This window comes from Bradyrhizobium sp. BLXBL-01 (assembly GCF_051853025.1).
In the GTDB taxonomy this organism is placed as follows: domain Bacteria; phylum Pseudomonadota; class Alphaproteobacteria; order Rhizobiales; family Xanthobacteraceae; genus Bradyrhizobium.
Genome location: NZ_CP182471.1, coordinates 4150914 through 4164058, shown reverse-complemented (window position 1 = coordinate 4164058; position 13145 = coordinate 4150914). Strand labels below are relative to the sequence as shown.

Here is a 13145-nt window from a genome sequence, read left to right as displayed (position 1 = left end):
AAAGCGCAGGCAGGGGGCGATGGCGACCAACAAGAAGAAGATTTTCGTTACACAAACCTTATCGCAAGGGGCACGTGCCCTCCTCACCCAGCGGGATGATATCGAGCTCATCGAGTTTCCGAACCTGATCTCGGCGAGGGATTTCGAGGCCTTGCTAAAGAGCCATGCGCCGGTTCATGGCGTGGCACTCGGCGCCACCGCCTTCGGCGAGACCGAGCTCGAGGCCGCCCGCGACATGAAGGTGGTGACCCGCATCGGCGTCGGCTACGACGCCGTCGACGTGCCCGCCCTCTCCCGCCGCAAGGTGCCGCTGATGGTCGCCGGCAGCGCCAACTCGCCCTCGGTTGCGGAGGCGGCGCTGTTCATGATGCTGACGCTGGCCAAGCGCGCACAGGAGCTGCATTCCTGCGTCAAGGAAGGCACCTGGGCTGATCGCCTCGGCATGCTGCCGTTCGACCTCTACGGCAAGACCGTGCTGATCATCGGCTTCGGCCGCATCGGCAGCCGCACTGCCAAGCGCTGTCTGGCATTCGAGATGAAGGTGCAGGTCTATGATCCCTACAAGGCAGCCGCCGACATCAAGGCCGCCGGATGCGAGCCGGTCACCGACCTCGACGCCGCACTGCCACACGCCGATTTCGTCACCATCCACTGCCCGAAGACGGCGGAGACCGTCGGCCTGTTCGATGCCGACAGGATCGGCCGCATGAAGCATAGATCCTACCTCATCAATACCGCGCGCGGCGGCATCGTGAAGGAAACGGCGCTCTATGACGCACTGAAATCCGGAAAGCTCGCCGGCGCCGGCATCGACGTGTTCGAGGTGGAGCCGCCGCCGGTCAGCAACGCGCTGTTTGCGCTGCCCAACGTCATCATGGCCCCGCACGTCGCCGGCGTCACGGTCGAGGCGGTGAACCGCATGAGCGAGCAGACCGCGCGCAATATCCTGAGCGTGCTGGACGGCGATCCGATCAGGCAGAACGTCATCAACCAGGATGTGCTGGGCTGACGTCGCGATGGCGGGCGGCTCATCCGCCCGCCTTCGGAACGCCAGAAAGCGTCCCATTTTGGTGCAGATCGAGCCCCAACTCAGCCTTAATCAAACGCGCGTAATGGGCTTGAAACGCGGCGGCGGTGGGACAGACTGGCCGGCGCGGCGAGCTGGAGGATGGACCCTTGTCAGAGATCGACCCGACCGACCACGCGTTGGCGACCATCGCCAGCATTCTGGAGAACCCCGAGCCCGTTCTCGTCATTCGCCAGACCGAGACCGAAATCGTGGTCGCCGGAGAGCGTGAGCACGTCGCCTCTGACGAGCCGCCGATCGTGGACGAGCATCCGGTGATCGACGAGCATCCCGTGGTCGAGGAGCAGCCGCTGGTGCCCGAGCACACCGATGCCGACGGCTACAGCAAGGTCGGTCCGGGACCCATGGTCGCGATCCGTCTGAAGTGGACGGTCCATCGCGGCGATGACGGGCAGTACTACGTCCACGAGACCATCGGCGAGCAGTCCGCGCCCGTGGTCAGCGGTCCCATGACAAGCGAGGCCGCGGTGCGTTTCGTCGACACCCAGGAAGACGAGGCGAACAGGCGCTTCGAAGAGCTGCGCAGCGAGATCGCCGGCCGCAGCTCGCTTGCTGACTACGAGCGCAAGGGCGAAGCGTAGGCCAGCTGGCTTTCACACCAGGTCTCTCTTCACCTCTCGCGTGGGGAGAGGTCGGAGCGCATCGAAGATGCGATCCGGGTGAGGGGTTAAGGTCTTACTGTGCATTGCGGCCCCTCACCCGGATTGCTTACGCAATCCGACCTCTCCCCGCTGGGGAGAGGTGGACATCGAGCCTGTCGCTACTTCCTCCCCAGATAATCCTTCTTCACGAGCTCGACGCCGGCGTGCCGCAAAAGGTCGTAGGCGGTGGTGACGTGGAAGAAGAATTGCGGGACGCTGAACGTCAGCAGCAGCGCCCGCCCGGTGAACGGCAGCTCGGTGCCGTTCTTCAATCTGAAGAAGACATTCCGTTCCGCCGCCGCATCGATCTCCGCGCGCGGCAGGCTCTCGATGAACTCGATCGACGTTGCGATGCGCGCCTGCAGCCCGGCCATGTCGTGCTCCAGCGCGGGCAGCGCGACCGGCTCGCACTGCGCCAGCAGAGCCGGCGCGACCGTGGCATGGCGGCAGGCCTCGCCGACCTGCTGCGCCAGATCGTACATGTTGGGCGCAAGGCGCATGCCGAGCAGAATCGCCGGATCGAACTTGCGGGCCTGGGCATAAGCGACGCCCTTGTCGAGCAGTGCCGACAGGTTGCGCAAATTGGGCACGAACAGGCCGACGGAGACCTCGTACATCGAAATCGTCACCTCAAGGATTCCCTTCGATTTCTGCCTCGCCAGCGACGGGCATCTGGTCTAAATCCACGTCCGAACGGCTGTACAATGACAGCTCGCGCAGGGGTGGAAAAGAGATGATGGTCCGAATATCCGTTCGAGTCTTGGCGGCCTTGGCCGTGATGTTGCTGGCGAGCCTTTCGGCCCAAGCGCAGCAGGCGCCCTCGCGTCTCGACGAGATCGTCAAGCGCGGCAGCTTGCGCGTCGGCATGACCGGCGACTACAAGCCGTTCACCTATCTGGACAAGACCACGCAGCGTTTCTCCGGCTTCGACGTCGACATGGCGGAAGCGCTCGGCAAGGCGCTCGGAGTCAAGGTCGAATTCGTGCCGACGGCCTGGCCGAAGCTGATGAAGGATTTCGAATCCGACCAGTTCGACATCGCCATGGGCGGCGTGTCGGTGACGCTCGATCGCCAGAAGAAAGGCCTCTTCTCCACACCGATCATGCGCGAGGGCAAGACGCCGATCGCGCGCTGCGCCGATGTCGGCAAGTACCAGACGCTGCCCGACATCGACAAGAAGGGCACCCGCATCATCGTCAATCCCGGCGGCACCAACGAACGCTTCGCCCGCGCCAACATCAAGGAGGCCGAGATCACCGTCTTCCCAGACAATACCGTGATCTTCGACGAGATCGCCAAGGGCAATGCCGATCTGATGATGACGGACGCCTCCGAGACACGCTACCAGCAGAAGCAGCACGCCGGCGTGCTCTGCGCGGTGCATCCGGAAAAGCCGTTCGATTTTTCGGAGAAGGCCTATTGGATCCAGCGCGACATGGCGCTCAAGGCCTTCGTCGACCAGTGGCTGCACATTGCGATGGAAGACGGCACCTACAAGAAGATCTACGCGGCCTGGTTCGATTAGGCGCGTCCTCCTGTCGCTTGCCCGGCCAAACTTTGGACCCGCTCCGGGCCTATTGAACCCGGAACCGCCGGAAGACGACTCACAGCAACGACAGTGATCTAGATCACTTTTTGCAAGCGAGCCGGCGCGTAAGCGTCGGTGCGGGACCACCTGTTCAGGAGACGGAAATGAGGAAGCTGTTGGCCACGGCCGCATTCCTTTTGGCGAGCACCGCCGCGCAGGCACAGTACACGTTCGAATATGGCGGGCACACCATCCGCATCGATCCCGATCGCGGCACGGTGCAGATCCCCGGCGTCTACGACAACACCGGCCAGAGCAAGCCCAAGAAGGCCAAGAAGAACGAGACGGCGCCGCAGCAGGCCACGGTCGACCCGCAAGCGCCGGCTGCTCCGGCACCAGCTCCCGCTCCTGCTGCGCCGCCCGCAGCCGTACAGGCGCCCGCTTCTGCCGCCGTCGCACCGCCTCCTGCTCCGCCGGCTCCCCCGCCGGCCACGACCGCCGCCACCACGCCGGCCCAAACCGCCGTTGCGCCGCCGCCTGCTCCGCCTCCGGCCCCTGCTCCGGCCGAGCAGCAGGCCGCCGCGCCCGCCGTGGCCCCGCCGCCCGCCCCGACCGTGGCTGCCGCTCCGCCGGCGCCGCCTCCGCCGCCCGCCGCGGCGCCTGCCCCCGCTCCCGTTCAGGCTGCCGTCGCGCCCCCTGCTCCGGCGGCTGCGCCGACGCGCGACCTCAATTCGCCGGTCGGCATGTGGCTTACCGAGGAGAAGGAAGGCAAGGTCCGCATCGAGCAATGCGGCACCAACCTCTGCGGCTATTCGGTCGACAGCAAGTCGAACCAGAACGGCGAGCAGGTGCTGATCAACATGAAGCCCGGCAAGGACCAGAAATGGTCCGGCCGCATCCTCGATCCCAACTCGGGCTCGACCTACGATTCGACGATTGCCATGAAGGGCACCGACCGTCTGCGCGTTCAGGGCTGCGCCTTCGGCGGCATGTTCTGCGGCGGCCAGACCTGGACGCGGGTGAACTGAGTTCGGCTCCGGCGCGCCGACCAAAAAAGGGGCCCGCGATCCGGGCCCCTTTGCTTTGTCCGCGGCGACGTGCGCTATCTCACAGAGCCTGCTGCTCGCGTGACAGCCCTCACATCGCCGGTTCCTCGTCGATGTCACGATCCCCGCATCATCAATCGCAGGGGCGTGTCATGACGGGATTTCGCAAGGGCCTCTTCGCTACCATTGTCGCCATCGTCTTCCCGCTCACACAGGCAGGCGCTGCGACGAGCAGCTTCGACGGCGCATGGAATGTCCGCATTGTCTCATCGAGCCAGGCTTGCGGCAACGGCGCGACGGTCGCGATCGGGATCAACAACGGTCAGATCGCATCGAGCAGCGCCGCAGTGTCGGCGTCGGGCCGCGTCGCCGAGGCCGGCAACGTCAACGTCACCTTGAGCACCGGCATCAAGCGCGCCGTCGGCTTCGGCCGGCTCAGCGGCGCGTCCGGCTCGGGCACCTGGCGCGGAGCGATGTGCACGGGCACCTGGACGGCGGAGCGCATGTAGGTGCCGTGTCCCGGACGCGGTGCAGCGTGTAACGCTGCGCCGCTGAGCCGGGACCCAGCATCTCAGTCGCTGGAAGACTCTGGGCCCCGGCTCGGCGCCGCATCGCCTTGGGCGATGCGTCTTGTCCGGGACACGAGAGCGTCAGCCGACCGCCGCGCCGTACTCCGCGTCCGTGACCGGCTCCAGCCAGGTCGAATAGACGCCGTCGAGCGCTTCCTGCATGGCGATGTGGCACATGCCGTTGGTCGGCGAGGCGCCGTGCCAGTGCACTTCACCCGGCGGAATCCAGACGGTGTCGCCGGGACGGATTTCCTGGACCGGGCCGCCCTTGGTCTGAACGCGGCCTACGCCCGAGATGACGTAGAGCGTCTGCCCGAGCGGATGGTGGTGCCAGTTGGTGCGTGCGCCCGGCTCGAATGCGACGCGCGAGACGTTCAGCCGCGCAGGCGCCGGGGCCATGTTGATGGGGTCCTGCCACACGGTGCCGGTGAAATGTTCCTTCGGCGCGCGGCGGGTCGGCCGCGTGCCGGCGAGCGTGATGTCCATGAGAGTCCTCGTTTCCTTATCCGTTACTTCTTGCTGGCGGCGTAGCGCGCCTTGGTTTCGGCGTTCATGGGATAGAGGCCGGGCAGCACCGCGCCGTTGTTCACCTCATTCACGATCCAGGCTTCCATCCGCTCCTGCTCGACGCCCTCATTGAGGACATGTTCGAGCATCGCCTGCGGGATCAGCACGCAGCCGTCCTGGTCGGCGACCACGATGTCGTTCGGGAAAACGGCAACGCCGCCGCAGCCGATCGGCTCGCCCCAGCCGACGAAGGTGAGGCCCGCAACCGATGGCGGCGCGGCATAGCCGTCGCACCACAACGGCAAATTGGTGCCGAGCACGCCCTCGACGTCGCGCACCACGCCGTCGGTGACGAGCGCGGTGACGCCGCGCTTGACCATGCGGGCGCACAAGATGTCGCCGAAGATGCCGGCATCGGTGATGCCCATGGCATCGACCACGGCGATGCAGCCCTCCGGCATCGCCTCGATCGCGGTGCGGGTCGAGATCGGCGACGACCAGGATTCCGGCGTCGCCAGATCCTCGCGCGCCGGCACGAAGCGCAGCGTGAAGGCCGGTCCCACCAGCCGCGGCAAACCGGGGCGCAGCGGACGCGCGCCGCGCATCCACACATTGCGCAGGCCCTTCTTCAGCAGGACCGTGGTGATGGTGGCGGTGGTGATGCCGGCGAGGGTCTTGCGGGCTTCGGGGGACAGCGACATGGACGAGAACGAGCTCCGAGGTGCGGGAAAGAACGCGCGCATCTTGCGAGCCGCGAGCTTTGCGTCAAGGGCCAAGAGGCTGGCAATTACGCAAGGCGCGCCGAGCTGTTATGCGACGCGATAACAAGGGTTTATCGCGCGCCCTTGGATTAATTTATTGGACTTGCGGGCACATTTACGCGAAGCAGGGACAAGCGGAACTCAAGGTCGAGCCCGCGTTCCTGAGAAGCCCGATTTCGACAGCGCACTGACAGCTCAATGGCCGCGACGCTTCCCCCGCCCCGCCTTCTGCCCAGTGGCGACAGTGCCGTCACGGTCGAGTTCAGCCGCACCATCGACGATGATGCCAACCAGCGCGTCCTGGCGCTCGACAAGGCCCTGCTAGCTGCGCCCATCGACGGCATCACCGAGACCGTACCGACCTATCGCTCGCTGCTGATCCATTACGATCCCGGCAAGATCGGCTTCGATGCGCTTGGCGAAAAGATCCTCCCCATCGCCACCCGGCCGCTGCCGCCGGTCACCAAAGCGCGCCGCTGGCGCGTGCCCGTCGCCTATGGCGGCGAGCACGGCATCGACCTCGAGGACGTCGCCAAGACGCTGGGCACCACGCCGGATGACATCGTCATCAGGCATTCGGGCGGCGATTACAAGGTTGCCATGATCGGCTTCACGCCGGGCTGGTCCTATCTCAGCGGCCTCGACAAATTCCTGCACATGTCGCGGCGGCAGTCGCCGCGGCTGCTGACGCCGGCCGGCACGATCTCGATCGGCGGCATCCAGGCCGGCATCCAGTGCCTCGCCGCCCCGAGCGGCTGGCACCTGCTCGGCCGCACCCCGGTCCGAACCTATCAGCTCCACCGCGATCCGACCTTCCTCACCGAGCCCGGTGACCGCGTCACGTTCTACGCCATCGACCACAAGACGTTCGAGGACATGGACCGCGCCGCGGAAGCCGGCGAGATCGTCGCCGAGCAGGTGGACGCATGAGCCGGCTCGTCGTTGCCAGCATCGGCCCTGCCAGCTCGGTCCAGGACGGCGGTCGCCACGGCGCGCAGCGCTATGGCTTGACGGTGAGCGGGGCGATGGACCGGTTGTCGCTTGCGGCGGCGAACACGCTGGTCGGCAACGAGCCGTTCGCGGCCGCCATCGAGATCGGCCCGTTCGGCGCCTCCTTCACCGCCCGCGACGGCGCCGTGCGCGTGGCGATATCGGGCGCGCCGCGCAATGCGGACGTCGCCGGCAGCCCGGTCGCGATGGACACCTCGGTGACACTGAAGGACGGCCAGACGCTGACGCTCGGCTTCGCCCGCGGCGGCGCCTTCACCTATCTGGCGATCGAAGGCGCCATCAGAGGCGAGAAGGTGTTCGGCAGTCTCGCGGTGAACGCCCGCGCCGGCCTCGGCAGCCCCTACCCGCGCCCACTCCAGGCCGGTGACGAGTTCACTGTCGATGCCGCGAGCGGTGCACCGGAGCTGCGCATCGAGCTGCCGCAGCCGGCGGCAGGTCCGATCCGCGTGCTGCTGGGTCCTCAGGACGACGAGTTCGACGACGCCAACAAGGCGCTGTTCTTAAGTAGCGAGTGGAAGATCTCGGCGACCTCAGACCGCATGGGCTACCGGCTCGAGGGCCCCGCGATCAAGCATCTGCACGGCCACAACATCGTCTCCGACGGCACGGTGAACGGCAGCATCCAGGTGCCCGGCAACGGCGCGCCGATCGCGCTGATGATGGATCGCGGCACCTCCGGCGGCTATCCGAAGATCGCCACCGTGATCACGGCCGACATCGGCCGCCTCGCCCAGACCTCGGCTGGAACCGCGTTCCGCTTCAAGGCGGTCAGCATGGCCGAAGCGCAGGACGAAGCGCGCAAGTTCGCGCAAGCGATCCGCAGCCTGCCCGATCGCCTGCGCTCTTCCGACACCGTTGCACTCAACATTGAGGCGCTCAGCGATGCTAACGTGGCCGGCTATGCGGTCAGCGCGGTCGATGCCGGGACGTGGCAGGTCACGGCGGAGCCGTAAGCGACAACAAGACCAGAGGCGGAGAGCAACCCATGAAAACAGTCGATCTGAATTGCGACCTCGGCGAAGGTTTTGGCGCCTGGGAGATGGGCAACGACGCCGCCATGATCGAGCTCGCAAGCTCGGTCAACGTCGCCTGCGGCTTCCATGCCGGCGACCCCGACATCATGCGCCGGACGGTGGAGCTTGCGAAGGCGCGCGGCGTCTCGGTCGGCGCGCATCCCGGTTATCGCGACCTGCACGGCTTCGGCCGGCATCCGATCGCAGGGCTCAAGGCCTCCGAGATCGAGAACCTCGTCGCCTACCAGATCGGCGCGTTGCAGGCGATCGCCACCGCGGCCGGCCACAAGGTCACCCACGTGAAGGCGCACGGCGCGCTCTCCAACGTCGCCTGCGAGGACGACATGACGGCGAAGGCGATCGCCGCCGGCATCAAGGCGGTGGATCCCAGCCTGATCTTCGTCGTGCTCGCCAATTCGAAGCTGGTGAAGGCCGGCGAGGAGGCCAACCTGCCGATGGTGCACGAGGTGTTCGCCGATCGCGCCTATGAGGACGACGGCAACCTGGTCTCGCGCAAGAAGCCCGGCGCGGTGCTGCACGACGCCAAGGCGATCGCCGAGCGCGTGGTGCGCATGGTGCAGGACGGCGCGGTGGTGTCGGTAACAGGCAAGGTCATCAAGATGCGCACGGACACGGTCTGCATCCACGGCGATACGCCCGGCGCGGTCGAGATCGCGCGCGGTGTGCGTCAGGCGTTGAAGGCTGCGCGGATCGAGGTGGCGCCGTTCAAGCGCAGGGCGTGAGCGGGCTCGGTGTTGTAGGGTGGATTAGCGAAGCGTAATCCACCTCTTCTGCTGCAGCCATACAAGTGGTGGGTTACGCCTTCGGCTAACCCACCCTACGCAGACACGTTAAAACGGATGCACCGAGAGCGTCCCGAACACGATCGCCGCGATCACCGCAAACGCGCTGTACATCGCAACGTGGTGCATGCTCGCCCCGGTCCGGCGCGAGAGCGAGCGCGCGTAGAAGTGCAGCCTGGCTTCCGCCGATAGTTCGCGCATGGTCGATCTCCAACGCCCCATTTGCGGGAGTATGAAGGATCAACCAGGGCGGGAGGCAAGATGGTGGCGGAAATAGCGATGCGCCTTCTCTGATAGCGCCACATCGCAGATGCAAATTCTCTTCACCGCCGGGTTCGGAGAACCTTATTCGTTCAAATCCGAGCCAATTGGAACCCGCTGGATGACGCTGGGATGACAGCTCTCGTAGGGTGGGCAAAGCAAAGCGTGCCCACCACTTCGGGACGGTGGGCCCGGCGCGCGAAGGGCGCGCCTTTGCCCACCCTACAGAACCGAGCAAATCGAAACGAATTTCCTCGTCCCGGTCTAGCTGAAGCTCAGTACACGTCGGCCTGGAAGCGGCCGCTCTTCTTGAGCTCGGCGACGAAACTGACGGCCTCATCGGTCGAACGTGCCCCGAACTGCGCGACGATGTCGACCAGCGCGCGCTCGACGTCCTTGGCCATGCGCTTGGCATCGCCGCAGATATAGAGATGTGCGCCTTCGGCGAGCCAGGTCCACAATTCGCGGCCGACCTCGCGCATGCGGTCCTGCACGTAGAACTTCTTCTCGCCGTCGCGCGACCAGGCCAGCGACAGCCGCGTCAGAAGCCCGGAGGTCTTCATCGCGTTGAGCTCGTCCTGATAGAAGAAGTCGCAATCGCTGCGCTGATGGCCGAAGAACAGCCAGTTCTTGCCGGGCGCGCCGGTCGCCTTGCGGTCGAACAGGAAGGCGCGGAACGGCGCGATGCCGGTGCCGGGACCGACCATGATGATCGGCGTCTTCGGATCCTGCGGCAGGCCGAAATTGTGCGCCTTCTGCACATAGACCTTGAGCTTCTCGCCCTCGTTGATCCGCTCGCCGAGGAAGGTCGAGGCAACGCCGAGCCGCTTGCGCTTGCCGATGACGTAGCGCACCGAGTCCACCGTGAGTGACAGCTTTCCCGGCGTCGCATTGTGCGAGGACGAGATCGAGTAGAGCCGCGGCTGCAGCGGCTCCAGTGCCTCGACGAAGGCCTCGGGATGCGGCCGCGTGCCGGAAAACTTCTGCAGCGCCGCCATCACGTCGAGGGTCGCGGAATCGCCATCGGGATCCTCGCCCTGCGCCAGCGCCCGCGCCTTCTCGCGGGCCGCGCCGCCGGTGATGAAGGAGATCAGCTCGAACAGCGTGTCGGGCGCCGGCGACAGCGAGACGTCGTCGATCAGCACCTCGCGCAGCGTCTTGCCATTGACTTTGGTCGTGTGGGAGGCACCGAGCAGCGCGATGACCTGGTCGACGAGGCCGACGTCGTTGCGCGGGAACACGCCGAAGGAATCACCGACGACATAGTCGAGCTTGCTCTCGGAGAGATCGAACTCGATGTGATAGGTTTCCTTCTCCGACTTGCCCTTGTTGAGAAGACGGCGCGACAGGAACGTCGCCTGGATCGGATTGTCGCGCGAGCGGCCGGGCTCTGCGATCGTCACGGTCACGGCCGGCGCCGGAGCATCGGGCTTGTCGGCGGTTTTGGCGGCAGGCGCCTTGTCGAGCTCCTCGTACAGCGACTTCAGCATCCGCGCGGTTTCCTTGCCGCCGGGGACGCAGAGATTGAGCCGCGCCTCGTTGCGGCTCGCGATCGCCTCCGAATAATCGTGGCAATTGTAGCCGCACTGGCCGCAATCCTGCTGTGCCATCGCCGCCATCATCTTGCGGCGCAGGGGACGGCCTTCCGCAAGCTTCATCCGCTCGGCGATCGGCATGGACTGGTCGTGCCACGGCGCTTCGCCGTCGTCGCCGTCGCCGGCCGGCATGACCGCGGCGCCCTGCTCTGCTGACAGGGGCGTCGCGACATCAGGCGAGAGCAGTCCGGCAAAGAAGCCGTTGAGCCAGGAGCGCTGCGCGTCGGAGAACGGCGCGCTGGCGGGAATGATGTCGAGTTTCGGCGGCGGCGTGATCTGGTTCATGCGGACACCTGTGCATCGGCAAGCTTGCGCAGCGCTTCGCCGTCGTGGCGGCGCGCGAAGGCGAGGAAGGTTTCATCGGGCGAGGCGCGATGGGCGAGATAGGCCTTGAGCAGCGCCTCGACCGTCTTCGGCGCGTCCTCGGCCTTGAGGTCGTGATAGACCTCCTGCCCGACGTCGGCGTCGGGGCCGAACCCGCCGCCGGTGAAGAGATGATAGCCCTCGACCGTGTCCTCCTCGTTCACGGGCACGCGTGCGCCGATCAGGCCGATGTCGCTGATGTAATGCTGCGCGCAGGAATGATGGCAGCCGGTCAAATGGATGTTGACCGGCTTGTCCATGGCGACGCGCGGCTCGCACCAATCACCGATCTCGGCGGCATTCCGCTTGGTGTTGGACGCCGCGAAACGGCAGCCGGCATTGCCGGTGCACGCAATCAGGCCGGCGCGGATGTGCGAGGCCTCGACCGCGAGCCCGATCTGCTTGATGGCGGCAATGGCGAGCTCGACATTCTCGTCGCGCACGCCTGATATCAAGAGGTTCTGCCAGACCGTGAGCCGGATCTCGCCGTCACCGAGATCCTGCGCGACCTTGGCAAGGCCCCGCATCTGATCGGAGGTGAGCTTGCCGAGCGTCAGCGATACGCCGATCCAGTTGAGGCCGTCCTGCTTCTGCTTGTGCACGCCGATATGGGCCATGCGGTCCGCGGCGGGGCGCGGCGCGAAAGCCTCTTCCGGCACGCGCGTGAACGGCGTCTTCAATCGCTCCTCGACCAGCTTGAGAAAGCCGTCATGGCCCATCGCGTCGAGCACGTATTTCAGTCGCGCCTTGTTGCGGTTGGTGCGGTCGCCATGCTCGATGAACACGCGCACGATGGCGTCGGCAATTGCGGTCGCCTGCTCCGGCCTGACGATGATGCCGGAATATTTCGCAAAATCCTTGTGGCCGGTGATGCCGCCGAGGCCGAGCCGAAACCAGACGCCCGGCTCGACGCCGAAGCCGTCCTTCACCTCATAGGCCGTGAAGGCGATATCGTTGGTCTCTTCCAGCACCGCAATCCTGCCGGCGCCGTCGAAGGCGACGTTGAACTTGCGCGGCAGGCCGTAGAGCGAGCGATCGTTGAGGATGTGGTAGTGCCACTCGCGCGCATAGGACCGCGTGTCGATGATCTCCTGCGGATCGATGCCGGCGGTCGGCGTTCCCGTCACGTTGCGGATGTTGTCGGCGCCGGAGCCGCGCGAGCACAGGCCGAGCTCCTGGATGCCCTCGATCATTCTGATCGCGTGCTTCGGCGGAATCTCGCGCAGCTGGAGATTGGCGCGCGTCGTGACGTGGCTGTAGGGGCCGCAGAGCTCGTCGGCGAGATCGGCAAGGCCCGACAGCTGCCAATGCTTCATGATGCCGTTCGGGATGCGCAGGCGGCACATGTAGGAGTCCTGCGTCGGGGCAACGTAGAAGATGCCGTAATAGCGCCAGCGGAAATTGTCTGCCGGGCTCGGCGGGTTGTTGTCGAGGGCCTGCTGGCGCAGCCGCGGATAGGCATCGAAGGGATGCTCGTCGCGCTTGAACTTCTCCTGGTCGGCGAGCTTCTTGCCCGATGCGATGACCTTGTCCTGCGCCTTGAGGTGCGCGGCATCGGGACCAACAGGCTCGGCATTCGCCTTGCTGCTGCTGCCACCAAGGCCGCGGCCGACGCGGCTGATCTGCAGGCCGGTCGTGAAGCCTTCGAGATAGCGTTTCTGCTCGTCGGTAAAGTCGACTGAGAGCGTATCGATTTTCATGGTCGGTAACGAAGCTCCTGCGGCCACCTTCGGTGGCTTCGACGGATTGCGCGACCCGCGAGGAACATCAGGCTGGCTCAGGAGCCGGCTTCGTCACCCACGGTCCGATCAGCTTCGTTGCTGCGGGACTTGGCTCAGCAGGCACCTATGACAAGCTGGCCGCAGTGCAACATTCAAGTTGCGTGCCAGCTTGGCGGAAATCGAAAATCATGAATTTTCAGATGGTTATAACGAGGGACGGCAAATGCCGGCGCGGGAAC

At 65.7% G+C, this 13145-nt stretch carries 14 protein-coding genes; 8 read left to right on the top strand and 6 right to left on the bottom strand.

Going from position 1 to position 13145, the window contains the following annotated elements; all coding sequences use genetic code 11:
• Positions 1-19: 19 nt before the first annotated feature.
• Positions 20-1009, top strand: a complete 990-nt coding sequence (locus ACNJYA_RS19360; protein ID WP_439400556.1) for a hydroxyacid dehydrogenase — start codon at positions 20-22, stop codon at positions 1007-1009.
• 167 nt (positions 1010-1176) lie between these two features.
• Positions 1177-1668 (top strand): hypothetical protein, encoded by a 492-nt coding sequence (locus ACNJYA_RS19355; protein ID WP_172789616.1) that lies wholly within the window; start codon positions 1177-1179, stop codon positions 1666-1668.
• A 179-nt stretch (positions 1669-1847) separates the two neighbouring features.
• Here the strand turns inward: ACNJYA_RS19355 and ACNJYA_RS19350 are convergent, their stop codons facing one another.
• On the bottom strand, positions 1848-2345 hold the full coding sequence (locus tag ACNJYA_RS19350; RefSeq protein WP_439403454.1) for a DUF1993 domain-containing protein: 498 nt from the start codon (positions 2343-2345) through the stop codon (positions 1848-1850).
• Between the two features lie 116 nt (positions 2346-2461).
• Between ACNJYA_RS19350 and ACNJYA_RS19345 the strand changes: the two genes are divergently transcribed.
• The 3 genes from ACNJYA_RS19345 to ACNJYA_RS19335 all read left to right on the top strand — a co-directional run bounded on the left by ACNJYA_RS19345 (position 2462) and on the right by ACNJYA_RS19335 (position 4811).
• The gene (locus ACNJYA_RS19345; protein WP_172789615.1) at positions 2462-3253 is read left to right on the top strand and encodes a transporter substrate-binding domain-containing protein; all 792 of its coding nucleotides are present in this window, start codon (positions 2462-2464) and stop codon (positions 3251-3253) included.
• A gap of 167 nt (positions 3254-3420) precedes the next feature.
• Positions 3421-4284 (top strand): DUF2147 domain-containing protein, encoded by an 864-nt coding sequence (locus ACNJYA_RS19340; protein ID WP_439400555.1) that lies wholly within the window; start codon positions 3421-3423, stop codon positions 4282-4284.
• 170 nt (positions 4285-4454) lie between these two features.
• Positions 4455-4811, top strand: coding sequence for a hypothetical protein (locus ACNJYA_RS19335; protein WP_260379192.1), 357 nt, complete (start codon positions 4455-4457; stop codon positions 4809-4811).
• 141 nt (positions 4812-4952) lie between these two features.
• Here the strand turns inward: ACNJYA_RS19335 and ACNJYA_RS19330 are convergent, their stop codons facing one another.
• Both ACNJYA_RS19330 and ACNJYA_RS19325 read right to left on the bottom strand, forming a co-directional pair.
• A complete protein-coding gene (locus ACNJYA_RS19330; RefSeq protein WP_036012436.1) occupies positions 4953-5357 on the bottom strand; it encodes a (R)-mandelonitrile lyase in 405 nt (134 codons plus the stop codon).
• A gap of 23 nt (positions 5358-5380) precedes the next feature.
• Positions 5381-6079, bottom strand: coding sequence for a ribonuclease activity regulator RraA (locus ACNJYA_RS19325; RefSeq protein ID WP_439400554.1), 699 nt, complete (start codon positions 6077-6079; stop codon positions 5381-5383).
• A gap of 258 nt (positions 6080-6337) precedes the next feature.
• Here ACNJYA_RS19325 and ACNJYA_RS19320 point away from each other — a divergent pair, with 258 nt between their 5' ends.
• From ACNJYA_RS19320 to ACNJYA_RS19310, 3 genes are read left to right on the top strand one after another with little or no spacing between them, the layout of a single operon-like run.
• Positions 6338-7069 (top strand): 5-oxoprolinase subunit B family protein, encoded by a 732-nt coding sequence (locus tag ACNJYA_RS19320; RefSeq protein WP_212257109.1) that lies wholly within the window; start codon positions 6338-6340, stop codon positions 7067-7069.
• Positions 7066-8103, top strand: coding sequence for a biotin-dependent carboxyltransferase family protein (locus tag ACNJYA_RS19315; RefSeq protein WP_212257110.1), 1038 nt, complete (start codon positions 7066-7068; stop codon positions 8101-8103). Before ACNJYA_RS19320 ends, ACNJYA_RS19315 begins: the two co-directional genes overlap by 4 nt.
• Positions 8104-8135: 32 nt before the next feature.
• Positions 8136-8906, top strand: coding sequence for a LamB/YcsF family protein (locus ACNJYA_RS19310; protein ID WP_439400553.1), 771 nt, complete (start codon positions 8136-8138; stop codon positions 8904-8906).
• A 108-nt stretch (positions 8907-9014) separates the two neighbouring features.
• Here the strand turns inward: ACNJYA_RS19310 and ACNJYA_RS19305 are convergent, their stop codons facing one another.
• The 3 genes from ACNJYA_RS19305 to ACNJYA_RS19295 form a co-directional block, all read right to left on the bottom strand.
• Positions 9015-9167, bottom strand: a complete 153-nt coding sequence (locus ACNJYA_RS19305; protein WP_036028094.1) for a hypothetical protein — start codon at positions 9165-9167, stop codon at positions 9015-9017.
• A 335-nt stretch (positions 9168-9502) separates the two neighbouring features.
• On the bottom strand, positions 9503-11107 hold the full coding sequence (locus ACNJYA_RS19300; RefSeq protein WP_439400552.1) for a sulfite reductase subunit alpha: 1605 nt from the start codon (positions 11105-11107) through the stop codon (positions 9503-9505).
• Entirely contained in the window at positions 11104-12885 is a 1782-nt protein-coding gene (locus tag ACNJYA_RS19295) for a NirA family protein (RefSeq protein WP_439400551.1), read from the bottom strand. The genes ACNJYA_RS19300 and ACNJYA_RS19295 overlap by 4 nt, the downstream gene beginning before the upstream one ends.
• Between the last annotated feature and the right edge of the window lie 260 nt (positions 12886-13145).